This window comes from Glaciimonas sp. PCH181 (genome assembly GCF_003056055.1).
In the GTDB taxonomy this organism is placed as follows: domain Bacteria; phylum Pseudomonadota; class Gammaproteobacteria; order Burkholderiales; family Burkholderiaceae_D; genus Glaciimonas.
The window spans coordinates 1469258-1492813 of sequence record NZ_PYFP01000002.1; the positions used below are offsets into that span (position 1 = coordinate 1469258).

Annotated in this window: 21 protein-coding genes; 19 read left to right on the plus strand and 2 right to left on the minus strand. The window is 50.5% G+C overall.

The window, feature by feature from the left end; translation table 11 throughout:
- The first annotated feature begins 28 nt into the window (after window positions 1-28).
- The 19 genes from C7W93_RS19850 (at window position 29) to guaD (ending at window position 20311) form a co-directional block, all read left to right on the plus strand.
- Window positions 29-5122: a hemagglutinin repeat-containing protein gene (locus C7W93_RS19850; RefSeq protein ID WP_108441955.1), complete on the plus strand. Its 5094-nt coding sequence runs from the start codon at window positions 29-31 to the stop codon at window positions 5120-5122.
- A complete protein-coding gene (locus C7W93_RS19855; protein WP_108441956.1) occupies window positions 5119-5370 on the plus strand; it encodes a hypothetical protein in 252 nt (83 codons plus the stop codon). Before C7W93_RS19850 ends, C7W93_RS19855 begins: the two co-directional genes overlap by 4 nt.
- A 67-nt stretch (window positions 5371-5437) precedes the next feature.
- Entirely contained in the window at window positions 5438-5902 is a 465-nt protein-coding gene (locus C7W93_RS19860) for a hypothetical protein (protein WP_108441957.1), read from the plus strand.
- Window positions 5899-6150, plus strand: coding sequence for a hypothetical protein (locus tag C7W93_RS19865; RefSeq protein WP_108441958.1), 252 nt, complete (start codon window positions 5899-5901; stop codon window positions 6148-6150). The genes C7W93_RS19860 and C7W93_RS19865 overlap by 4 nt, the downstream gene beginning before the upstream one ends.
- A gap of 471 nt (window positions 6151-6621) precedes the next feature.
- Window positions 6622-7416, plus strand: coding sequence for a hypothetical protein (locus C7W93_RS19870; protein WP_146177589.1), 795 nt, complete (start codon window positions 6622-6624; stop codon window positions 7414-7416).
- A complete protein-coding gene (locus tag C7W93_RS19875) occupies window positions 7413-7667 on the plus strand; it encodes a hypothetical protein (RefSeq protein ID WP_108441960.1) in 255 nt (84 codons plus the stop codon). The genes C7W93_RS19870 and C7W93_RS19875 overlap by 4 nt, the downstream gene beginning before the upstream one ends.
- Before the next feature lie 166 nt (window positions 7668-7833).
- Window positions 7834-8406: a hypothetical protein gene (locus C7W93_RS19880; RefSeq protein ID WP_146177590.1), complete on the plus strand. Its 573-nt coding sequence runs from the start codon at window positions 7834-7836 to the stop codon at window positions 8404-8406.
- Window positions 8407-8418: 12 nt separating this feature from the next.
- Window positions 8419-8733 (plus strand): hypothetical protein, encoded by a 315-nt coding sequence (locus C7W93_RS19885; RefSeq protein WP_108441962.1) that lies wholly within the window; start codon window positions 8419-8421, stop codon window positions 8731-8733.
- A 132-nt stretch (window positions 8734-8865) separates the two neighbouring features.
- The gene (locus C7W93_RS19890; protein ID WP_108441963.1) at window positions 8866-9666 is read left to right on the plus strand and encodes a hypothetical protein; all 801 of its coding nucleotides are present in this window, start codon (window positions 8866-8868) and stop codon (window positions 9664-9666) included.
- Window positions 9663-9929, plus strand: coding sequence for a hypothetical protein (locus C7W93_RS19895; RefSeq protein WP_108441964.1), 267 nt, complete (start codon window positions 9663-9665; stop codon window positions 9927-9929). Before C7W93_RS19890 ends, C7W93_RS19895 begins: the two co-directional genes overlap by 4 nt.
- Window positions 9930-10014: 85 nt before the next feature.
- The gene (locus C7W93_RS19900; protein WP_108441965.1) at window positions 10015-10854 is read left to right on the plus strand and encodes a hypothetical protein; all 840 of its coding nucleotides are present in this window, start codon (window positions 10015-10017) and stop codon (window positions 10852-10854) included.
- Window positions 10855-11333: 479 nt separating this feature from the next.
- Window positions 11334-11540 (plus strand): hypothetical protein, encoded by a 207-nt coding sequence (locus C7W93_RS19910; RefSeq protein WP_108441967.1) that lies wholly within the window; start codon window positions 11334-11336, stop codon window positions 11538-11540.
- The gene (locus C7W93_RS19915) at window positions 11537-11812 is read left to right on the plus strand and encodes a hypothetical protein (protein ID WP_108441968.1); all 276 of its coding nucleotides are present in this window, start codon (window positions 11537-11539) and stop codon (window positions 11810-11812) included. The genes C7W93_RS19910 and C7W93_RS19915 overlap by 4 nt, the downstream gene beginning before the upstream one ends.
- Window positions 11805-12632 (plus strand): hypothetical protein, encoded by an 828-nt coding sequence (locus C7W93_RS19920; protein ID WP_108441969.1) that lies wholly within the window; start codon window positions 11805-11807, stop codon window positions 12630-12632. The genes C7W93_RS19915 and C7W93_RS19920 overlap by 8 nt, the downstream gene beginning before the upstream one ends.
- A gap of 11 nt (window positions 12633-12643) precedes the next feature.
- Window positions 12644-12958 (plus strand): hypothetical protein, encoded by a 315-nt coding sequence (locus C7W93_RS19925; protein WP_108441970.1) that lies wholly within the window; start codon window positions 12644-12646, stop codon window positions 12956-12958.
- A 735-nt stretch (window positions 12959-13693) separates the two neighbouring features.
- Entirely contained in the window at window positions 13694-15247 is a 1554-nt protein-coding gene (xdhA, locus tag C7W93_RS19935) for a xanthine dehydrogenase small subunit (protein WP_225869945.1), read from the plus strand.
- Window positions 15248-15291: 44 nt separating this feature from the next.
- A complete protein-coding gene (gene xdhB / locus C7W93_RS19940; RefSeq protein WP_108441972.1) occupies window positions 15292-17697 on the plus strand; it encodes a xanthine dehydrogenase molybdopterin binding subunit in 2406 nt (801 codons plus the stop codon).
- Between the two features lie 36 nt (window positions 17698-17733).
- Window positions 17734-18855, plus strand: coding sequence for a xanthine dehydrogenase accessory protein XdhC (gene xdhC, locus C7W93_RS19945; protein WP_108441973.1), 1122 nt, complete (start codon window positions 17734-17736; stop codon window positions 18853-18855).
- A gap of 127 nt (window positions 18856-18982) precedes the next feature.
- A complete protein-coding gene (gene guaD, locus C7W93_RS19950; protein ID WP_108441974.1) occupies window positions 18983-20311 on the plus strand; it encodes a guanine deaminase in 1329 nt (442 codons plus the stop codon).
- Window positions 20312-20689: 378 nt separating this feature from the next.
- Here the strand turns inward: guaD and C7W93_RS19955 are convergent, their stop codons facing one another.
- Both C7W93_RS19955 and C7W93_RS19960 read right to left on the minus strand, forming a co-directional pair.
- The gene (locus C7W93_RS19955) at window positions 20690-22231 is read right to left on the minus strand and encodes a SpoVR family protein (RefSeq protein ID WP_108441975.1); all 1542 of its coding nucleotides are present in this window, start codon (window positions 22229-22231) and stop codon (window positions 20690-20692) included.
- Complete coding sequence (locus C7W93_RS19960) at window positions 22228-23496, minus strand: YeaH/YhbH family protein (RefSeq protein ID WP_108441976.1); 1269 nt, start codon at window positions 23494-23496, stop codon at window positions 22228-22230. The genes C7W93_RS19955 and C7W93_RS19960 overlap by 4 nt, the downstream gene beginning before the upstream one ends.
- Between the last annotated feature and the right edge of the window lie 60 nt (window positions 23497-23556).

Consider the following 23556-nt stretch of genomic DNA (forward strand, 5'->3'; position numbering starts at 1 on the left):
TAAAACCAAGCACGGCGGCATCGTCGCTGTGCTTCCTAACGGACGTTTCGAAAAGTTTTATAAACGCGACTACACCCAGATCGTCCACCAGTCCGTCGTTAAGACCAGCGATCCTGGCACCATCACGTCCGGCGGCAATATGGTCTTGTCTGGCACGGTCACTAACGACAAAAGTACGATTATCGCGGGCGGCACACTCAGCGGCAGTACCGGCGCGATTCACAACATCGGCGCAGTCGGTGAAATCACCACCACTAACGTCATGACCGCCGGTCAAAATTACTATCACTGGGTCGACGGCAAACACCACAACAATCGCTATCGATACGACAATAATGGTGCAGCTTACGACGTTGTATTGCCGACGCTGCCGCTGGCGTTGCAGGTCTGGGCGCAGCAAGAAAATACGCGTCCCGTCACCGGCCCCAATCAAGCCGTCGACAAAAAGGTTGAAGCCAGCGAGATTCCCGTTATTTCCGGCAGCGACTTGTCTGCGAATCAGGCAGATAAAGGCGTCGGTAGCGGCGACACCAATGCCGTGGTCGAAGTCAGTGGCAATGCTGGCGCGAACACCAGTACTGGCGCAGACGGACACACCATCATCGCCGCAGATGATGACAGCGGCGCGAATTTCGTCACCGCCGGAGAAGAGCATACCGTTGACGATCCTGATGGCAGCCCGGGCAGCAATACCGGGACCACCGGCAGCACTACCGCCGTTGCCAATGCAAACGGCACTTCCGGCGCGGATACCGACAGCAGCGGCCACCATCAAACCATCGGTAATGCCGACGCACCGCTCCCCAATTTAATCTTGCCGAATAACCAGTTATTTGTGATTAAAACGCAACCCGATCAGAGTTATCTGATTGAAACCGACCCTGCCTTCACCAACTACAAAAAATTCATTTCCAGCGATTATTTGTTAGGACGTTTGTCGCTTGACCCACAAAAGGTGCACAAGCGCTTAGGCGATGGATTTTATGAGCAAAAGCTGATCAACGACCAGATCGCCGAACTCACTGGCAAACGGTTTTTGGGAGGCTATTACAGCAACGAAAGTCAATATCAGGCCTTAATGGAGGGCGGCGTCGCCAGCGCGGCGCAGTTCCAACTCACGCCCGGCATTGCGTTAAGCGCCGCACAAATGGCCGCGCTGACCGCCGATATTGTCTGGCTGGTGGCGCAATATGTGACGTTGCCCGATGGCAGCCAGACAAAGGTACTTGCGCCTGTTGTTTATCTAAGTCGTGCCAGCGCCAGCGATATTGCACAGACCGGCGCGTTGATTGCGGCGCACGATATCGACCTGACGATCAACGGCAGCCTCGACAATGGCGGTATGTTGCAAGCAGCGAATAACTTGCTTATTCACGCTACCGATATCACCAACAGCGGTGCTATCCACAGCACCGGTAAAGATGGCACAACCCATTTGATCGCGGACAATGACATTCTCAATCATGGCGGCACACTCAGCGGTCATCGCGTCGGCATTTTGGCAGGGCGTGATGTAACACTGCGTACCGATGTCATCACCGCCGTTGGAAAAAATGGTGCAAACAGTGCTCTCGGCAACAGCGCCAACATCAATGCTGATCAGTTATCGATACAAGCGGGACGTGATTTGACGGTGAGTGCCGCAAATGTGCATGCCAGCGGCGATGCCACCTTAGCCGCAGGACGCGACTTGACTTTGAACACGATCACCACTGAAGCGACCTCCAACGTCCGCTATGACAGCCAGAATCACCTGAACGAACATCAGACGCAGGTCAACGGTAGCAACGTCGCCACTGGCGGCACACTAACCATGACCGCCGGGCAAGATATCGACGCCTCCGCAGCCTACGTCAATGCCGGTGGGCAACTTGTTGTTGCAGCCGGACGCGATGTCACCATCGGTAGCGCCGATCAAACCAGTAGCCTCGATCAGGCGATTTACACCACCTCCAAAGGCATGTTGTCATCTTCTTCCAGCCATTCGCAAGATACCGCGCATAGCACCACCGCGAGTGGAAGCACGCTCTCGGGGGATAGCGTGATCGTGCAAGCAGGACGGGATATCGCGGTATCGGGCAGCAATATTGTCGGCACAAAAGACGTATCTCTCGTCGCCAAAAATAATGTCACGATTACCACCGCGCAGAACACCAGCGATCGTGACTTCTCCACTGAAGAAAAAACCTCCGGCATGTTTAGTGGCGGCGGCATGGGCGTGACGATGGGATCGAAAGAGCAGCAAGATGCGCAGATCAACGGGCAGACGACGCATACCGGCAGCATGGTCGGTTCGACCGACGGTAACGTTAAGATCAATGCGGGCAATGCCTACACCCAGACCGGCAGTCAGATCGCCGCACTCAAAGGCGATATCGGCGTCGCCGCTAAAACGGTCGATATCAATGCGGCGGTCGATACCGCTCAGCAGATCAGCAAAAGCCACACCGCGCAAAGCGGCTTATCGGTCGGCGTATCCGCCCCCATCATCAGCGCGATTCAAGCTGCGCAAAGCATGGCGCAAGCATCCAGCAAAACCGATGATCCACGGATGCAACTGATGGCTGCTTATGCAGCAGGGGCTGCCGCTAAAGATGCCGGAAATGCGATACAAAATCCGACCGAAGGCATCACCGTCAGCCTGACGATAGGCGGCAGTAAAAGCGACAGCACCAGCAAACAAACCAGCAACATGGTGGTTGGCTCCAGCATCAATGCCGCCGGTAACGTCGTGATCGCCGCCACAGGCAAAGCAAAAGACAGCCACCTCACCATCACCGGCAGCGATATCAGCGCCGGACACCACGCCATCCTCAAAGCCGATGGCGACATCAACCTGCTGGCCGCGCAAAGCAGCAGCGACCAACACAGCAGCAGTTCATCGAGCAGCGCTGCGGTCGGTATCGCCGCCACTTACGGCTCCAACGGCGTTGCTTTCGGCATCACCGCCAACGCCGCAGGCAGCCGGGGTAAAGCCGATGGCAACGACGTCACGCAAGTCAACACCCACGTCAGTGCAGGCAACAGTGTCATCCTCGAATCCGGCCACGACACCAATTTGATTGGGGCTGTTGCCAGTGCAGAACAAGTCCTCGTTAACGTCGGCACCAGCGGCACAGGCAACCTCAACATCGAAAGCAAACAAGACACCAGCACCTACAAAAGCAAAGACCAAAACATTGGCGGCAGTGTCACTGTCGGCTTTGGGGCATCGGTCAGCGGGAATATTGGGCAAAGTAAAGTCGATGGCGACTACGCTAGTGTGGGTGAACAATCCGGCATCAAAGCCGGAGACGGTGGCTTTATAGTCAACGTCAACGGCAACACAGACCTTAACGGCGGCGTGATCGCCAGCAACGACCGCGCAGCAGCAACTAACAACAACTTGCTGATCACGGAAACACTCACCCACAGCGACATCGAAAATCACAGCCACTACGAAGCCAGCAGCGTCAGTGTCGGCGGCGGCTTTAGCGTCGGTGGCGGTGGCGACAAACCGAAGGAAGGCAACGGCAGCAAAATCCCCGCGGCAGACGGCAATGTCGCCGGACCATCGACCACGGGGAATGACAGTACTTCTGCGACCGGCAGCGATACAAAACCACCACCACAAGGCAACCACGTGCAGAAATTTAATAACGGAACCAGTGGAACAGCAGCTGGATTCAGCAGCGATAGCGGCAGCAGTAGCAGCACCACCCACAGCGGTGTCAGCGAGGGAACCATCATTATCCGAGATGATAAAACGCAACAACAATTAACTGGCACCACGGCTGCGGAGGCAATTGCCAGCATCAACCAAGATGTCAGCACCGATCACGATACGACCGGTTCACTCAGCAAAGACTGGGACGGACAACAACTCAAAGACAAAGTACAAGCCGAAGCCCAGATCGTGGCCGCCTTCGGTCAACGGGCGGCTAAAGAAGTGGGCGATTATGCGGGCAAGAAACAGGCAGAAGCTGAACTCAACGGGGATAAGGATGAGGCGAAGAAATGGGCAGAAGGCGGCGTGTATCGGGTGGCGCTGCATACAGGATTAGGTGCATTAACAGGCGGTGCATCAGGTGCTGCTGGCGCACTGGCTTCGGCCAGTGCAATGAGTGGGATTGCTGAAGTGATTGATAAATTGGATATGCCGGAGGCGGTTAAAAAAGGATTAGCACAAGTGACAGCGACGGCGGTAGGGGCTGTTGTAGATGGCGGTGCCGGGGCGGCTTCTGGATTGAGTGTGGAGGCTAATAATCGGCAGTTGCATCAATCGGAATATGATCTAGCTAAAAAGAATGCCAAGTTAGTGGCGCAGAAACTCGGGATTAGCGAACAAGTTGCGGAAGGCCGGATTGTTGCGGAGATGCAGCGTAATTCTGACGAGCAGACGGCGAATGCTGCTGGTGGTAAACATGATTACGAAATCCGGGGGATTATTGGTTGTCAGAATCTGAACTGCGACGGGTACAAGAACGATTCGCAGTTTGCCAATCACGGTTATAACTCAGAGCTGATCGGGCCGAATCAGGCCGGTTATGACGCTGGAAAATCCCAGAGTGGGCAAGGACAGACTTACAGCGATCTGGTGGTCGGCAACATCAAAAAAGACCCGATAGGGGCGACGGTGGCCGGTGCTGGGATGATTGGATTGGGTGTGGTTTCAGGCGGGGTGGTTCCTGCGCTGAGCTTAGCGGGTACGGGTGCTGGGATTGGCTTGAGCGTGAATGGTGCGGCCCAATTGATTATTGGTGATCCGTTTGATCTCAACAGTTTCGGGATGGCGGGTGTGACCGGTGCACTTTCGTCCGGAGTGGGGTTCATTCCGGCAATACTCATCAATACGGGCGGGGCGTTGGCAGGCGCCGGCATGAACGGCCAGAATCCGAATGGCGGAATGGCTGGGGCTGCCGCTGGAACGGCGCTTGGTTATCCCATTGGTTCTAAAATTAAAGGCAGTATGAATAACGTACTTAATCCATGGTATCGACAGGATTGGCAAGATGTTGGAATGGGTATTTCGGTGTGGGTGCCGAAAAGTCCAATTCCTTCTTGGACCGGAACAGCCTTAGGAAATGCGGCACAAGAAAAATTAGTTGACGCTATTCAGAATAAAGTGGATGAAAAAAAATGAAGTCTAAAACTCAATTTGAACTACATCGGTGGATTTACTTCGTTATTTTGTGGCTCATTGGAACGGGGCTGTGCATTGCCGTCATTGAGATTATTTTTTTTCCTGCATTTCAATGGTTCTTTTACGACATCCCGTATGCCTTACCGACCTGGAATCTTATTGGACGCTGGTCGCTAGGTATTTTATTCATTGGCTTCTTTGCAGGAACGATAAGTTGGTACGTTCAGAAACGTAATTCCGGTCGTTAAATTTGTTTGTCTCCTTTGTTCTTTACATCAAAAAAGACCCGATAGGGCGACGGTGGCCGGTGCTGGGATGATTGGGCTGGGAATGGTCACAAGCGGGGTGGTTCCTGCGATTGGGTCGAGCGTGAATGGTGCGGCCCAATTGATTATTAGTAATCCGTTTGATCTCAACAGTTTCGGGATGGCGGGTGTGACCGGTGCACTTTCGTCCGGAGTGGGGTTCATTCCGGCGATACTTATCAATACAGGTGGGGCGTTGGTGAGTTCGATTATGCAAGGCCAGAATCCGAATGGCGGAATGGCTGGGGCTGCCGCTGGAACGGCGATTGGTTATCCCATTGGTTCTAAAATTAAAGGCAGTATGAATAACGTACTTAATCCATGGTATCGACAGGATTGGCAAGATGTTGGAATGGGTATTTCGGTGTGGGTGCCGAAAAGTCCAATTCCTTCTTGGTTCGGAACAACAGCTGGAAATGCGGCACAAGAAAAATTAAGTGACGCTATTCAGAATAAAGTGGATGAAAAAAAATGAAGTCTAAAACTCAATTTGAACTACATCGGTGGATTTACTTCGTTATTTTGTGGCTCATTACCATGGGGTTGGGCATTACCGTCATTGAGATTGTTTTTTTCCCTGCATTTCAATGGTTCTTTTACGACATCCCGTATGCCTTACCGACCTGGAATCTTATTGGACGCTGGTCGCTAGGTATTTTATTTATTGGATTCTTTGCAGGAACGCTCAGCTGGCACTACGAGAAACGCAGTTCTGGTCGCTGAATTTGTTTGTCTCCTTTGTTCTTTGCATCAAAAAAAAAGCCGCTCCCAGCCCCGTTCCTGAGGTGGTTTTTTGGCCTCGCTGACGGATGTCGTGGCAGGTTTCGCGACACGCTCCAAAGCTCCTGCCATCTGATTCTTAATAATGAGTGCATCGAGTAATTCCCGCACAATTTTTTGCTGGAAATATTTTAGGAGGAACTGGAGCGTTATTGACTAGCCAATTTTTGAGCGGTGCAGGTGGGTCAGGAGCTTATTATTATCCAGTACCTGCTTTCCCAGTGATTGGTGTAGGGGGAGTAGTAAATCAGGGTTATGGTGGTCAGACATCCATTATCCATTGAAGGCGGATTCAGCTTTCCTCCTGGGGGTGGTGTAACTCCGGTTGGCTATGGCGTTGAGTTAAAAAAGAAGGCGAGGCAATAATATGGCGGGCCCGAACTTAAGCAATGAACAATATAAAAAAATGCCACGTTGGGTGAAAATAATTTATTGGATTGTTGTCGTTTTAGTTGTTTCTCCTCTTGTGTATTTTTGGTTAGGGAAGTTGAACATTATTTAATCATGTTCTGTTGCTGTCTTTTAAAACAAAAAAGCCGCTCCCACCCCCGTTACTTGCGCGGCAAGAACTCGGCTACGACATTTGGGCATGAGTTACAGGTGCCGCCCGACGCAGACCTTATTGGCTACATTCAGACGCAGCAGAAAGACCTCCAAAATGGGATTCCGTACACTGCCACAGCAGACTTTAGTCGAATTCCTGCGACCACTAATGTCCCATCACCAATACCCACCGCAAATTGTGGCGGCGGTGCTGCGGATTGCGTAGCCGGGATTGCACCGCCACGAACACAGGCGGAACGAGATGCAAAACGTAATCAGGGAGCCGATTTGGCGGGCAATATATCGTCTCAGGCTGGACGGTTTGCGGCGGCAGCGACTGCGTATGGGGCTTATCTGGCATCGCAACCGAACGCGGCGGGACAGGCAGCGGCGGGGATTCAGCTTGGGATGGCGGGGACGGCGACTGTTGTTGGATTTGGGGCGTCGGCGGTTGAACAGTTATTGAGGCCGAATACTGGCCAGTATTTGTATGAGAATACCTTTGATTTAGGTGTTGGAAAAATTACTATTAAATTTCCAATTGCATCACCAGTACTCATTGTTGGTGGTGAGGTGATTAAAAATTCTGGTTACTCTCCAGATATTAAAAATTGGCTCAATAGTCGATGGGAATCTATTCGAAAATCGGTTGAGGGTAATGAATGAAAATTATAGATAATGGGAATTTGACTGAGGGGGTCAGGCTCGGGATATTTTTTCTAGGAATACTATTGGGTTATCTCGGTTTAGAGCTAGAAATATTAAATGGTTGGATTCGGCTAATTTTGATATTGCTTGGCTTTTTATTAGTGGCTATCGGTGGCATTTCAACAAAGGCACATACGTTAAAAATAAAACCTTTCGACAACAGCTACAAAAAAGCTAAAGAAAGCTACAAAAAAGAGGGTAAAAAATAGTTCAATTTGTTAAGGCTAATAATCGGCAGTTGCATCCTGATGAAAAAACGTGGATCAAGACGAATGCGGAACGTTATGCGGCACAAAAAGGTATATCGCTTGACCAGGCGCAGCAAGAATTAACAGCACAGGCAGATCGTCAGGTGCAGTCAGGTTCTCCCGGCGCATGGGATCAAAGTGCTTATACTTTTTTCAAGAAGCAGGGCGTGGTTTACTGCCATCAGAAGACAAGAGTGGAACGGGATTTATGTTCTACGCCACACCCGATCAGAAAGCGAATGCGGATATGTATGCAGGTTATGGCGGCACGAACAAGCCATCAGATAGTGATATTAACGCAGCAATGGATCGCGATCAGACCATTCGGGAACTAGCGAGTAAGGCGACGCTTGCCGCTGCTGCGGCGTATTCGGCGGGGGCGGCTTTGGGGACGGGGGCAGTGGTTGGGGGAGCTTTTTATACAGGTGGGGCAGCTTTAAGCTCCGTATTTGATAAAAATACATCTTTTGGAAATGCTTTCGATCAACGTTTTTCTTATCCTGGATTAGCGGCTGCTATGACAGTCGGGGGTCTAACTGGCATGTACAGTACGGCGATGTTTAGCTGGGCGCGTGTGCCGAACTCGATCACAAATTTAGCAACACTGCCGGGGTTTATCATTCGCGTCAATAGCGGGGTGGCCGGCAAAGTCGCTGGCAACGCGGCGCAGGCAGTGGTTAACTCATCTGCTAACCAATAATCGGAGCTCCTTATGTTTGACGGTTTCTGGTTTGGGATATTTGGCGGTCTGTTTGGCACTGCGATTGCACAATGGTTGAGCCGGTTTAAGTATTGGGTAATTTTTTTAGTCACGGCTTTAGTCTGCACGACTTTACTTCTTGGCCTTTCTATCTATACCAGAGGGTGGAGTGGAACACTTAGATTCTTCTTCGCCGACATACATTCGACTTTGCTAGTCATTTTTTTGCCTCTAGGTTTAGGGCTGAGTGCAGTATTTATTGCAGTGGGCTCGTTGAACAGTCGCCCCAAAGCCAGTCCTCATGCTAACAACGAGCTAAAAAAGTAACTCTCTTGTTTCTTCTTTGAGCGTAAATGGATCGCTCGGCAAGCCGCGCCCCGTCTGGGTGGGCGGCGTTTGGCTGTGAATATTGCCTCGGACTGCCCTGATGCGAATAATAGACAACTTCACGAAGATGGCATGGCCAAAGAGAAAACGTTAGCGAAGAAACTGGCTGATGAAAGCGATGGGAAATATACGCAGGCACAGATTGAAAATGCTTTGCGTGCAGCAGCGAGCAGTGCGTTGGGGGAGGGTGTGGGTACCGGCACAATCGTTGACGTCGATGGCAATACGGCGACGGTCTACGATGACGGGGCGAAATGGTCGGTGGTGGGAAATGGACAAAGCGGTACACAGCAATTGGGGCAGCAGGTTCCGTTGGATATCTCCTCTGATTTAATGGCGTACATTCAACAAAATACGGGCAGCACCTATACATGGTCGCTCGGACAAAATCTTGATGTGAACATGAACAATGCGGCAGGTATATCTAATCCATTCGCACAGGCAAACTGTGTCGGAACGCAATGCTCGGTCGTGAGGATGGATCCACCACTGCCGACGCGAGATCAGATGGCTGATGTGGCGGGATCTGTTTCTACTCAGGCGGGACGCTTTTCGGCGGCTGCAACTGCTTATGCTGCGTATCTGGGTTCGCAACCGAACGTGGCGACGCAAACTGGCGCGGCGATTCAGCTTGGGATGGCGGGTACAGCGACTATTGTTGGATTTGGGGCGTCGGCGGTTGAGCAGTTATTGAGACCGAATACAGGCCAGTATTTTATTGATGGAGTAAGCGGAGCGATTAGTCTAGGGGCAGATAAATTGCTAGGTGGAGCTATATCTGCTCCATTTATGAATGAATTTTTGGAAAATATTAAAAATACGCGCCCGGTAGAACAGACTAAAGATTGGATCAATGAGACTTTTAAAAAATGAGGAAAACAATTTTTTATTTTATTCGTAATGGCAATCTAACTGGTATCGCGGTGGTTCTCGCTTTGCTGATGGGATTTTTTGTCATAACAGCATCTTTATACTTATTCATAAATCAAAACTTTCGAATCATTGGAGCGTCTATTGGATTGGCAATTATGGCATTTGGAGGGTATGCCTCTCGTGCTAAAACACTTGGCTTAAAACCTTTCGACAACAGCTACAAAAAAGCTAAAGAAAGCTACAAAAAAGAGGATAAAAAATAGTCCAATTTGTTAAAGCGAATAATAGACAACTTCATCCCACGGAAGTCGATTTAATCAAGAAGAATGCCGTGCGCTTTGCGAAGAAATGTACGACACCGATCATCCAACTGCGGAACAAATTCAAGGCGCGTTGTCAATGTTAGCCAACACTGCCCAAGGCGAAGTGGATTACAACTTCGGCTACGATGTTCCTTCTGTCAAACAAGCGAAAGAATTTTTGCAAACACTGCAACGCGAATATATCGCCGCTGGTAACGGGACGTTGATTATTCCTGGCAGCGGTGGACAGCAAATATTCTTTGCGACCAACGACGAGAAAAATTCGCCCTATATCAATAGCGGAAAAGTCGATAAAGTCATTGCCGGTGTCATTATTAAAGCGCCTATCAAACAACCCGAAATAGCAGGAGTCAATAATGGAAAACGCGATCCGGCGACCAACTTACCGTTGGATGATGAAGGTCGCTATGCGCAGCAGATTTCGGTAGACGGAAAAATGCATGCGCCGAAATATTTTCCTTGTCCGACTGCTTCGGCTGGGTGTGGTGGACAAAATCTGGATATGTCCGATCCGGGGACTGTGGCTTATGTGAAGGCGCTGGATAAGAAAATATTTAAGGATATTGGGGCAGCGGCGACCGTTGTCACAATTGCTAGTCCCTTGGGTGCAATTGGCAATGCTGCTAGTGTAACTGGGATACTTGTAACTTTAGCTTCTACAATTATTGATAGTTCGTTAGTAGAAGGAGGGAGGGAATTAACGTCTCAAGTAGCGCAAACATATTTGCAGCTAGTTCTTAAAATTCCAGTAGCGAGTGCGATTCGAATTACAGCAATCATTGAACTTGCTGGAGGATGGAGTGCGTTCGCAAAAAGAGTGCAAACAGAAGTTAGCAGAGATGACTTCATAAAAAGCGAAAAATAATGTGGATTAGAATTTTTATTTTAATGACCCTTCTGATAATTTCCATTATCAATGCGTGCTTAAGGCATTGGGAAGTACGGTCCAATTTTATTGATATTTTAATACTTCAAGTAATGGCAATAAGAGAAATATGGGCCTACCTATTTAATAAAAAAATGTGGCTGTGGAGTGGACAAGATATCGAAGAAAAGGAAGACTCACTAGCCAGAAAATTCGTTTGTGGCTTCTACTTAACATTTTATTTAATATTATTTTTTAAAAGTTAATTACTTCTTCTTATAAAGTCCCAGGGAAGCGTTGATTAATTCAGGATTCATAAATCACTGCTTTATTAATCAACGTTCCTTCTGCTCCCGGTGTCGGTGTGGCCCTCGGTAATTGTTCGACTAAAATCAGTCGTTCGGAATGGGTTACGAGGCGTTTTTTTGAGAATACTACCGACGTGCTGATTTGGGGCGGCGTCATCAATTGCATCTGGTATGTTGGAAGATCAAACACTGAAATCTCTCATTAAAGAGGGAGGGCAAATTGTAGTAACCCAATATTTGAAAGGTGTTTATGGATTTTCTGACGCAATAGCTAATAGATTCACTGCGCTTGTTGATATGGCTGGAGGTTGGCAAGTAGTTGTTGATCGCTCGCAACAGCAACTAACAGGCATTAGAGGAGAAAAGGAAAAAAAATGAGAAAAACTTTTTGCAACTTGGCATTCTCAGCAATATTTTTGGCTGTTTCTGGACGCTGTATTATTCTATTTTTTGAAGAAAAATATTTAAATATAACCGGGTGGATAGTATTTGGTATCTTGATTATTTGGATAATATCGGCTTTTAAAAATGATAAAAATATACCTGGGTTAGGTCCTTATAGTTATGGTGATGGAAGTAATCAAGTAGGTAGATGCATTTATCTAAACGCAATGGTTGTGATTTTTATAGTCGCATGTATCCATGGTTAAAGAAAATGGTACGAATGCTAATAATCGTCAAATGCATCCGGATGAAAAAACGTGGATCAAGACGAATGCGGAACGTTATGCGGCACAAAAAGGTATATCGCTTGACCAGGCGCAGCAGGAATTAACAGCACAGGCAGATCGTCAGGTGCAGTCAGGTTCTCCCGGTGCATGGGATCAAAGTGCTTATACCGTTTTACAAGAAGCAGGGCGTGGTTTACTGCCCTCAGAAGGCAAGAGTGGAACGGGATTTATGTTCTACACCACACCCGAGCAGAAAGCGAATGCGGATATGTATGCAGATTATGGCGGCACGAACAAGCCATTAGATAGTGATATTAACGCAGCAATGGATCGCGATCAGACCATTCGGGAACTAGCGAGTAAGGCGACGCTTGCCGCTGCTGCGCTTGCGGGAACTGGCGCGGTGGCCGGCTCGGCGGTGGAAGCTTATGTTGCTTACAGGGCTGCTACGGCGGCGTATTCGGCGGGGACGGCTTTGGGGACGGGGATGGCGGTTTCGGGCGGGATTTATACGCTTGGCGCTGGTGCAGGAGCCTTTAAGGATCACTATACAACTGGTGAAAATATTGGAACGGCTTTCGACCAACGATTCTCATATCCTGGACTAGGTGTAGCAATGGCAGTAGGTGGTTTAACGGGCATGTACAGTACGGCGATGTTTGGTTGGGCTGGTACACCCAATACCATTAAAAACTGGGCGACGGTGCCAGGATTTATCACGCGTTTTAATAGCGGTGTGTTTGGAAAGGTCGCTGGCGATGCTGCCCAAGGTGCCGTCAAATCATCCGCGAATCAATAATTGGAGGTGATATGTTTGACGGATTCTGGTCTGGAATATTTGGCGGCTTGTTCGGCCCGGTGCTTGCACTATGGTTAAGTCGGTTTAAATACCGGTTGATTTTTTTATTCGCGGCATTTGCCTGGCAACTATTTGCTCTTAGTCTTGGAATTTACTATAGAGGGTTGGTTGGTTTTATGAATATATTTAATGATGACAAATCATCGCTTCTGATTATGTTTTGTTATTCCCCGGTCGGAGTAGGCATATTTGCTGTCTTTGTAGCCTTGCTCGGTTCACCGAACACCCCGAAGAAGTCGAGCGAGGACGATAAAAATAGCTCGTAGTATTTAGTTTTTTATAAACAAAAAAATCTCCACCATCATCTAGCCGTAACCAGATGTTGTTGGGGATTTTTACTGCCTTAATACTCTGCTTTATCCGCCTTTCTATGGTTTATGCTTTGCCCCGTTCCTAAGGCGGTTTTTGGCCTTGCTGACGGATGTCGTGGCAGGTTTCGCGACACGCTCCAAAGCTCCTGCCACCTGATTCTTAATAATGCGTGCATCGAGTAATTCCCGCACAATTTCTTGCTCATATGCGGACATACGGGTCACTGTTTCAAACTGGTAGCGCAGGATGTCTGAGGGGCCGCGTTTGCACCATTTCCGCGCAAAATTAATGGTCAGCGCTACCAGATGGGGCAGCCTCTCCGCTCGCTCCTAAAGTAGGCAAATAAGTAGCCAATTTAGTCCTCTATTTACGCAGCTGAACGATGCCATCAGTGCTAAAGTCAGTTATGGTTAATTGATACTGAAATGTTTCAACACCACGTAAATAGGGACGCCGTTGCCAGCGTCGCAGTAGATATTGATGCTGGCAGTGCGTTCCGCTCGAATTTTGGTTTCACGATACCAAAAATACGCAAAATATTGTCATTTACATATTTATCTGGCGATAAAGCAATGAAAACTCCCGAGGCTATTTCATTATGCAAATAGTCGACATTATCCCTATGGCGATATCGCACGGCGGCGGGCCTGCTACTGTGCGACTGTAAATAAATCATATTGGAGACTTTCTTGTCTACTGCCATCCAAAAGACCGCAACATCAAACGACGCCTCTAGCCCGATTCGGTTTTTTTATCGTGGCGAAGTGCATACCGTTACGCATGCTGCGCCGACAAGAACCATTCTTCAGCATCTGCGCGAGGATTTGCATTGCACCGGCACCAAAGAGGGCTGCGCCGAGGGGGATTGCGGGGCTTGCACGGTGGTGATTGGTGAAATCGGTGCTGATGGGGTGCAGATGAAGTCGGTCAATTCCTGCATTCAATTTCTGCCGACGCTGGATGGCAAAGCCTTGTTTACGGTGGAGGATTTGAAGCGGGATGACGGCGCTATGCACCCGGTACAGCAAGCGATGGTGGAGTGCCACGGCTCCCAATGCGGATTTTGTACGCCGGGCTTTGTGATGTCGCTGTGGGATTTATATCTGAAAAATGATGGCGTACAACATGCGCCGTTATCCTCAGCGAACGCCCAAGCCCCAGCGTGGAAGCCCTTGCAACGAAAAGAAATTGATGTGGCGCTATCGGGAAATTTATGCCGCTGCACAGGCTACCGGCCGATCATTGACGCTGCGCATCGGATGGGCGAACTGCCGTTGGTGCGTTTCGATCGCGAGGCGTTGCAGGCGACGTTGCAAGGGCTGCAACGGGATGAGATGTTTACCTACAGCCACGATGGTCAACATTTTTACGCGCCGCGCACGTTGGCGCAACTGACTGCGATCCGCGCCAGCCATCCTGCGGCACGGATGCTGGCTGGTTCGACTGATGTCGGTTTGTGGGTGACCAAGCAGATGCGCGATCTGGGCGATATCATTTTTCTAGGACAGGTCAGCGAATTGGCGACCATCGTCACCAAAGACGGGCTGCTCGAAATTGGTGCGGGCGTTTCGCTGAACGACGCGTATGCAGCCTTGAGTGAGCAGTATCCGGCATTGCGCGAGATGTGGCAGCGCTTTGCGTCGTTGCCGATCCGCAATGCTGGCACGCTGGGGGGGAATGTGGCAAATGGCTCGCCGATCGGGGATTCGCCGCCTTGGCTGATTGCACTCGGCGCGCAGGTTGTGTTGCGTGGCCCAGCCGGTCAGCGCGTGATGCCGTTGGAGTCGTTGTATCTTGATTATATGAAAAAAGATATGCAGCCTGATGAGTTTGTCGAGGCTGTGCGAGTGCCGTTGGCACGGCCTGAAATGCAGTTCCGCACTTATAAGCTTGCCAAACGTTTCGATCAGGACATCTCGGCGGTTTGCGCGGCATTTTCAGTGGTGATGGACGGTGCAGATATCGCTGCTATTCGTATCGCATTTGGCGGGATGGCGGCAACGCCAAAACGTGCTGCCAAGGCCGAAGCTGCGCTGCTAGGGCAGCCTTGGGATGAAGTCCGCTTGCAAGCCGCAATGGCGCTGCTGGCAGAGGATTTTGCGCCGCTCTCAGACATGCGCGCCTCTAGCACTTATCGGATGAAAACTGCACAGAATCTATTACGTCGTTTCTGGTTGGAAACCCGCGTTGACGCACCGTTGCGGACCGATCAAGTCAATGCATTTGCGTGCGCAAGTGCTTGATCTGAATCTGAATTTAAGCGCCATCCGGAAATAAGGAACAGATCATGAATACACAATCCGACGCTTTTTTGAAACAAACGCCATCGTCTGCTGATGGCAGCGGCATTGATAGCGCCAATAAGGCGGCGTGGGCTGAAGTTGGGCAGTCGCATCCGCATGAATCAGCAATCCTGCACGTCTTGGGCGAGGCCACTTATACCGACGATATTCCCGAGGCGCAAGGTACGTTGCATGCCGCGCTGGGGTTGTCGCAAAAAGCGCATGCCCGGATTCGCGCGATGGATTTGGCGGCGGTGCGCAGCGCGGTTGGCGTGGTCGCGGTCTACGTTGCCAGCGATATTCCCGGCACCAACGATTGCGGTCCTATCATCCACGACGATCCTATTTTGGCGGACGGGCTGGTGCAGTATGTCGGTCAGCCGATGTTTTTGGTGATCGCCGATAGTCATGACAATGCCCGTCGCGCCGTGCGTAAAGTCGTGGTCGACTATGAAGAATTGCCAGCGATTTTAACGCCGCAGGCTGCGCACGCGGCGAAGTCGTATGTATTGCCGCCGATGCATTTGGCGCGGGGTGATTTTGAGAGCGCATTTGCCAATGCGCCCCATAAACTCAGCGGCGAATTGCTGGTCGGCGGGCAGGAGCAATTTTATCTGGAAGGCCAGATTTCTTACGCGATTCCTAAAGAAGGTAATGGCATGCTGGTGCAATGCTCAACCCAGCATCCTTCTGAAATGCAGCATGTTGTCGCGCACGCGTTGGGTCTGCATGCGCACAATATTGTGGTGGAATGTCGCCGTATGGGCGGGGGATTTGGCGGTAAGGAGTCGCAATCGGCATTGTGGGCCGCCGCCGCAGCGATTGCCGCGCAAAAGCTAAAACGCCCGGTCAAGTTACGTGCTGACCGTGATGACGACATGATGGTGACCGGTAAGCGGCATTGCTTTCATTACGAGTATGAAGTCGGTTATGACGATGTCGGTTGCATCGTCGGTGCACGGGTTCAAATGGTTAGCCGCGCCGGTTATTCCGCCGATTTGTCGGCCCCCGTTGCTACCCGAGCGGTCTGCCATTTTGACAATGCCTATTTCTTGTCGGATGTGGATATCCGCGCAATGTGTGGCAAAACTAATACGCAGTCGAATACCGCATTCCGTGGTTTTGGCGGTCCCCAAGGAGCGATTGCGATTGAATATATTCTTGATGAGATTGCCCGTAATCTTGGTCGCGATGCGCTGGATATTCGTAAGCTGAACTTCTATGGTCGCAACGATGAAGAAGGGCGCAATGTCACGCAGTATGGACAAAAAGTCGTCGATAACGTGATTCATGAGTTGGTCGAAGAACTGGAAACCAGCAGCGCTTATCGTCAACGTCGTGCGGATATCGACAATTTTAATGCCAGCAGTCCGGTACTTAAAAAAGGCCTTGCGCTGACCCCGGTTAAATTTGGCATCGCGTTCAACGTGACACACTTAAATCAGGCCGGTGCGTTGGTCCACGTCTACACCGATGGTTCCGTGCTGGTAAATCACGGCGGCACGGAAATGGGGCAGGGCGTGAATACTAAAGTGGCGCAGGTAGTTGCGCATGCGTTGGGGATACCGCTGGCGCTGGTTCGCGTGACGGCGACCGATACCAGCAAAGTGGCAAATACGTCTGCGACTGCGGCATCCACGGGCGCAGATTTAAATGGCAAAGCGGCGCAAAATGCGGCCCATAAAATACGTCAGCGTCTGGCGGAATTTTTTGTGCAATTGCATGACGGCGATGTGGCGGATATTACGGCTGTGACGTTTGCCGCCGGTGTGATACAGATGGGCGAACATAGCATCACCTTTGCCGATCTGGTCCAGAAAGCGTACATGGCGCGCGTGCAATTATGGTCGGATGGTTTTTATGCGACGCCCGGTTTGTATTGGGATTCAAAGACCATGACAGGCCATCCATTTTCATATTTTGCGTATGGCGCTTCGGTTTCTGAAGTTGTCGTGGATACGCTGACCGGCGAGTGGCGATTGGTGCGTGCAGATGCGTTGTATGACGCAGGCGAGTCGCTGAATCCCGCTCTCGATATCGGGCAGGTTGAGGGTGCTTTCATTCAGGGCATGGGCTGGCTGACTACCGAGGAATTATGGTGGAATAAAGACGGTAAGTTGATGACCCATGCGCCGTCTACCTACAAAATTCCGGGGGTATCCGATTGTCCGCAAGACTTCCGCGTCAGCCTGTTTAAAAATCGTAACGTCGAGGACAGTATTCATCGTTCCAAAGCGGTCGGTGAGCCGCCATTGCTGCTGCCGTTTTCGGTCTTTTTTGCGATCCGTGACGCGATTGCGAGTGTGGCCGGGCATCGCTACAACCCGCCGCTGAACGCACCGGCGACTAGTGAAGCGATTTTGACTGCGATCACTGCGGTCGAAACGATGGCCGCTGCCAAAGCCGCCTGACGCCTTCCCTATGATCGCTATGAAAGGACAGTTGCCATGACACTCTGGTTAAACGCATTGACCACGCTGATGAAGCAGCCGACGACGGCTAAGCCAGCGATATTGATTACTGTCGCGCAAGTTGAAGGCTCCGGGCCGCGTGAGCCGGGCGCGAAGATGGTTGTTACGGCGTTGGCACAATTCGATACCATCGGCGGCGGCCATTTGGAGTTACGTGCTGTCGATATTGCACGCCAAATGCTGCTGGAAAAATCAAGTTTATCGAGTGAACGACGGCTTGAACGTTTTCCGTTGGGACCGTCATTAGGCCAATGTTGCGGCGGCGTCGTGCATTTAGCTTTCGAGCGCGTGGATGCCAATGCTGCTGAGTATTTCAACTATCTGCAATTACGTTTGCGCAAGGCGCACGACAGTTGGCGTTTGGTGGCGTTAGATAGCGCAGTGGCGACCAGTTTATGTGACGACGAGGGTCGGCGCTTGCACGGACCGGGCATGTTGCCGACTTTACCGACGTTAAAGAATGGCGCAAGAGTGTTGCGCGACGCTGCGGGTCAGCGTTGGCTGTTGGATGGTTGCCTTGCACCGCGTCCGCAATTATTTTTGTTCGGTGCCGGTCATGTCGGCGCAGCCATCGTCAGAGGTTTGGCAGATTTGCCTTGCCGTGTCACGTGGATAGACGAGCGCGAAGAAATGTTTCCCGATCTTCAGCCAGCTAACGTCACGATAGAAGCAACCGACGTGCCGGAAGCCTTAGTCGTCAGCGCACCGCCGGGCGCAAGTTTTTTGGTCATGACGCATAACCATGCACTTGACCAACATTTGTCAGAACTGATCTTGCAGCGTGATGATGTAGGCTGGTTTGGCCTGATCGGATCGAAAACAAAGCGCATGCAGTTTGAGCACCGCTTGCAGGAGCGCGGCATTTCCGAGGCTAAATTGGCAGAGATGGTTTGCCCGATAGGGATTCCTGGAATTGTCGGCAAAGAACCCGCCGTCATCGCGGCTTCAGTCGTTGCGCAATTGCTGCAAGTGTGGGAGCAGATCGGACGCAGTGTGCCAGCGTCCTCGGATCAAAAAATACCATCAACGCTAAATGCAGAAGCGATGCTTCCTGAAAATACAGGCGTAAAAATTCGAAGACATGCGTTTGTCGCATAGAGGATGAAAGAATGAATATTCGTATAAATAGGCAGAATAAATTCTCAGCGCAGTAACGTAAAAACGCAAAAGAATGAAACAAAGCAATCGCATACCCAAAGTAGTGGTCATTTAAAGGAAGTATTTCATGTCAGCAAGCGACAACTCAACGCCCTCCAACAATGCAGAACTTCAGGTGTATCGCGCCAGCGTGCTGTACTTTACTGCGGACCCGGCGCAGCATTCAAACGCCTATGCGTGGCACGAAGATGGCTTGCTGCTGACCAGCGCCGGGCAGGTAGTCGCGGCCGGTGATTATCAGCAACTCAAAGCAACGCTGCCCGAAGGGCAGGAGATACAAGACTATCGCGGCAACATCATCATGCCCGGGTTCATCGACACGCACGTCCATTATCCGCAGACCGACATGCTCGGTTCTCCATCACCGGGATTGCTACCGTGGCTGGAAAACTATGTTTTCCCGACCGAACGCCGATGCAGCGATCCGGCCTATGCAACCGAAGTCGCCAGCTTTTTCCTAGACGAATTATTGCGCTGCGGCACCACAACAGCGATGGTGTATTCAACAGTGCACGCCCATTCGGTAGACGCTTTTTTCAACGAAAGCGAAGCACGTAATCTGCGCATGGTGACCGGCAAAGTATTGATGGACAGAAACTGTCCCGACTTCCTGCGCGACACCGCAGAAAGCGGCATCCGCGACACAGAAATCCTGATAAAAAAATGGCACAAACGCGGCCGTCAGCTATACGCCATCACCCCCCGCTTTGCACCGACATCGACGGACGCGCAAATGCAATTGGCAGGCGAATTAGCGGCACAATATCCCGACGTTTATTTGCAAACGCATCTGGCAGAAAACACCGACGAAGTGGCTTGGGTAAAATCGCTATACCCAGAAGCCCGCAGTTATCTGGACGTCTACGAAAAATTCGGGATGTTACGACCACTATCGATGTACGGCCATTCCATCTGGATAGACGACGAAGACCGTCGCCGCATGGCAGAAACAAAATCCGCCATCGCAGTCTGCCCGACATCCAATCTATTTCTAGGAAGCGGTTTATTCGATTTTGAACGCGCCGACGCCCTGAATGTACCGCTATCCTTAGCCTCAGATGTAGGTGGCGGCACCAGCTTCTCAATGCTACAAACGATGAACGAAGCCTACAAAGTAGCCCGCATGCGCGGTACCTACTTGCCAGCGTTGCGCATGTTCTACATGGCGACTCTAGGCAACGCCCGCAGTATGCAACTAGAAAAAAAAATCGGCCATTTCGCTCCTGGCACAGAAGCAGACTTCATCATCCTGGACCCAAAAGCCACACCACTACTAGCAAGACGCACCGCAAATACCAACAGCCTGGATGAGCTGTTATTCGCGCTGGCAATGCTAGGAGACGACCGCAGCGTAAAAGCAACCTACGCCGCCGGAAAGCGCGTGTACCAACGATAAACAAGGGCTGGGTTGGTGGGGAAACAAGCGGAGCAATTTCGCAGAAGAAAATAAAATTTCAAAGAACGCATCTATCAAAAGAGTTCTAAAAAATCCAACCAAAAAAGCCGCGTCTAAAACGCGGCTTTTGATTTTTCAGGCGCAGCCATTTTTGAAGTTGCAGTTGTTTTTGAACCGGCAGCTGCATTAGCAGTGGCCGTTGAAGTTGACCTACCCCGTCATGGGGCGGCGTCTTTGCAGTCGCCTTCTTTTTGGTTACTTATTCTGCAGGGGCGCCTAGTCGAAACAAGAATAAGTGACCGCCTATCGGGACGCCCCCCCGATAGGCAACTACGGAGAACCCAGCGTATCAAAAACCACCAACCCCGCACTAAAAACTTAAGACCTCAACGAATACCGATTCTGACTAACACACTGATACCGCCTCAAAACATTCCCCGCATCATCCACACTCTCAAGATGCACATCGAACTGCCACAACCTTGCCATATGTCTTAAAACCTCATCCGTATTCTCCCCCAGAGGGCGCCCATCACTCCGAAAATGCCGCAAAGTCAAACTCCTATCCCCCCGCATATTAACCCCCCAAACCTGAATATTAGGCTCTCGATGATTAATATCATATTGGCGTGACAACGTCTCCCGCACATACTGATAACCAGCCTCATTATGAATAGCAGAAACCTCCAATTCACTCCGATTCTCATCATCCAAAACAGAAAACAAATGCATATCGCGGATTAATTTAGGCGATAAATACTGCGCGACAAAACTCTCGTCCTTAAAATTCCGCATAGCATAATGCAACGCCTCCAGCCAAGGTGTCCCCGCCAATTGTGGAAACCAGGCCCGATCTTCATCAGTAGGATGCTCGCAAATCCGCCGAATATCACTCATCATCGAGAAACCCAACGCATAAGGATTAATCCCGCTGTAATACGATTTAGTCACTGGCGGCTGATACACCACATTGCTATGCGAATGCAAAAACTCCATCATGAAACCGTCAGTCAATTGCCCTTCGTCATATAGCGTATTCAGCAGCGTGTAATGCCAAAACGTTGCCCATCCTTCATTCATCACCTGCGTCTGCCGTTGCGGATAAAAATACTGCGCAACCTTACGCACGATACGAATAACTTCACGCTCCCAAGGCTCTAAAAGTGGTGCATTTTTCTCCGCGAAATACAGTAAATTTTCTTGTGGCTCTGGCGGAAAACGACTCTCATCCTGCGCCGTAGCTTCCTCTTTTCTAATCGGCAAAGTCCGCCACAAGGCGTTCACTTGCGATTGCATGTATTCTTCACGCTCGCGCCGTTGTTCCCGTTCTTTCACCAGCGATAAATGTTGCGGACGTTTATAGCGATCAACCCCGTAATGCATCAAAGCGTGGCAAGAATCCAGTAATTCTTCAACGCGATCAAAGCCATGACGCTCTTCGCATTCTGAAATGTAATTCCGTGCGTACACCAGATAATCGATGATCGCATTAGCATCAGTCCACAGCTGAAATAAATAGTTGCCCTTGAAAAACGAGTTATGCCCATAAGCCGCATGCGCCACCACCAGCGCCTGCATCGTCATGGTATTTTCTTCCATCAAATACGCGATGCAGGGATTTGAATTAATCACAATTTCGTAGGCTAATCCCATCTGCCCGCGTTTGTAATCGCGCTCTGTTGACAGAAAATGCTTACCAAACGACCAATGTCGATAATTCACCGGCATGCCTGACGATGCATAAGCATCCATCATTTGTTCGGCGGTAATAATTTCTAATTGAATCGGATAAATATCGAGTTTATAGGCCGCCGCAACGCGGGCGATTTCGACGTTGTACTGTTCGATTAACTCGAAAGTCCAGTCGGAAGGGCAGGGCAATGGCGACTTGCGTACTTTCAGATCCGCACGGGCATTCATACGGCCACCTGTTTCTCAAATAATTCACGAAATACCGGATAGATATCGCTGGCGATCTGTACTTTCTTTTGAACGAACTGGCGATAATGCGGCACTATCTGGGCGTATTCTGTCCATAAATTTTGCTCTTCCGGAACGACTTGAATGTAGGAAAAATAGCGCGTTTTAGGCAAAATTTTCTGTTCAAGTATTCTCCGGCATTTTGGCGAATCATCATTCCAGTTATCGCCGTCGGAAGCTTGCGCGCCGTAGATATTCCAATCACCGGGCGGATAGCGGTCATCAATGATTTTAGCCATTAATTCAAGCGCGCTGGAGACCACCGTTCCGCCGCTTTCCTGCGAGTGGAAAAAGGTATTTTCATCAACTTCATCAGCACGCGTGTGATGGCGGATAAAGACGACTTCGATGTGCTCGTAATTGCGTGTAAGAAACAAATACAGCAGGATGAAAAAGCGCTTGGCGAGATCCTTGCGTTGCTCGTCCATTGATCCGGATACGTCCATCACGCAAAACATGACGGCCTGACTTGACGGCTGAGGTTGGCGAACGCGATTGACGTAACGCAAATCGAAAGGATCGATAAACGGAATCCGCCAGATGCGCCCTTTGAGGTGATGAATGTCATCCCCAAGGCGGCGGATTTCTTCACCGCGATCCTCGGTGTCGGCTTTCAGTGCCTCCATCAATATTTCAAGCTCACGCAATCTGACGACTAATGGCGAGCCCAGCGCAATGCGTCGTCCGAGCGAGCTTTTTAACGAGCGGACAATATCGATATTATTGGGTGAGCCGTCGGTCGAATAACCGGCGCGCATGTTTTTCCAGGTCGGCGCGGTCATCAGATTGGTTTTGATCAGGCGCGGCAACTCCAGATCTTCGAAGAAATATTGCATGAATTCTTCGCGGGACAATTCGAATACAAAATCGTCCTGACCCTCGCCACGATCACTGGCAGCGCTGCCGCCACCACCCCCTCCGCCGCCATCCGGTCGCGCGATGCGGTCGCCTTGCAGATAGTCTTGGTTGCCGGGATGGACCATCTCACGCGTGCCGCCGGGGCCGTGGCGAAATACCGGCTCGGAAATGTCTTTGCGGGGGATGGTGATACTTTTGGCTTTTTCGATCTCGGTGATGCCGCGATCACGCACTGCTTCCGTGACTGAACGCCGGATATCGTCGCGATAACGGCGTAAGAAACGTTCACGATTGGCAATGCCTTTGTTTTTGCCAGCTAGTCTGCGGTCTATGATTTGATGCAACACGGTACAGCCTCCTGATCGGAACGCATCTGGGGAGCTGCCGCCGGTATCACTTGTTATGTA

Bases quoted from the DNA above. Each gene is read 5' to 3' on its own strand.
- xdhC (WP_108441973.1), top strand. From the start codon at position 17,734: ATGACACTCTGGTTAAACGCATTGACCACGCTGATGAAGCAGCCGACG.
- C7W93_RS19855 (WP_108441956.1), top strand. From the start codon at position 5,119: ATGAAGTCTAAAACTCAATTTGAACTACATCGGTGGATTTACTTCGTT.
- C7W93_RS19925 (WP_108441970.1), top strand. From the start codon at position 12,644: ATGTTTGACGGATTCTGGTCTGGAATATTTGGCGGCTTGTTCGGCCCG.
- C7W93_RS19915 (WP_108441968.1), top strand. From the start codon at position 11,537: ATGAGAAAAACTTTTTGCAACTTGGCATTCTCAGCAATATTTTTGGCT.
- guaD (WP_108441974.1), top strand. From the start codon at position 18,983: ATGTCAGCAAGCGACAACTCAACGCCCTCCAACAATGCAGAACTTCAG.
- C7W93_RS19900 (WP_108441965.1), top strand. From the start codon at position 10,015: ATGTACGACACCGATCATCCAACTGCGGAACAAATTCAAGGCGCGTTG.
- xdhB (WP_108441972.1), top strand. From the start codon at position 15,292: ATGAATACACAATCCGACGCTTTTTTGAAACAAACGCCATCGTCTGCT.
- C7W93_RS19875 (WP_108441960.1), top strand. From the start codon at position 7,413: ATGAAAATTATAGATAATGGGAATTTGACTGAGGGGGTCAGGCTCGGG.
- C7W93_RS19860 (WP_108441957.1), top strand. From the start codon at position 5,438: ATGATTGGGCTGGGAATGGTCACAAGCGGGGTGGTTCCTGCGATTGGG.
- C7W93_RS19890 (WP_108441963.1), top strand. From the start codon at position 8,866: ATGGCCAAAGAGAAAACGTTAGCGAAGAAACTGGCTGATGAAAGCGAT.
- C7W93_RS19865 (WP_108441958.1), top strand. From the start codon at position 5,899: ATGAAGTCTAAAACTCAATTTGAACTACATCGGTGGATTTACTTCGTT.
- C7W93_RS19895 (WP_108441964.1), top strand. From the start codon at position 9,663: ATGAGGAAAACAATTTTTTATTTTATTCGTAATGGCAATCTAACTGGT.
- C7W93_RS19885 (WP_108441962.1), top strand. From the start codon at position 8,419: ATGTTTGACGGTTTCTGGTTTGGGATATTTGGCGGTCTGTTTGGCACT.
- C7W93_RS19920 (WP_108441969.1), top strand. From the start codon at position 11,805: ATGGTTAAAGAAAATGGTACGAATGCTAATAATCGTCAAATGCATCCG.
- C7W93_RS19955 (WP_108441975.1), bottom strand. From the start codon at position 22,231: ATGAATGCCCGTGCGGATCTGAAAGTACGCAAGTCGCCATTGCCCTGC.
- C7W93_RS19880 (WP_146177590.1), top strand. From the start codon at position 7,834: ATGGGATCAAAGTGCTTATACTTTTTTCAAGAAGCAGGGCGTGGTTTA.
- C7W93_RS19910 (WP_108441967.1), top strand. From the start codon at position 11,334: ATGTTGGAAGATCAAACACTGAAATCTCTCATTAAAGAGGGAGGGCAA.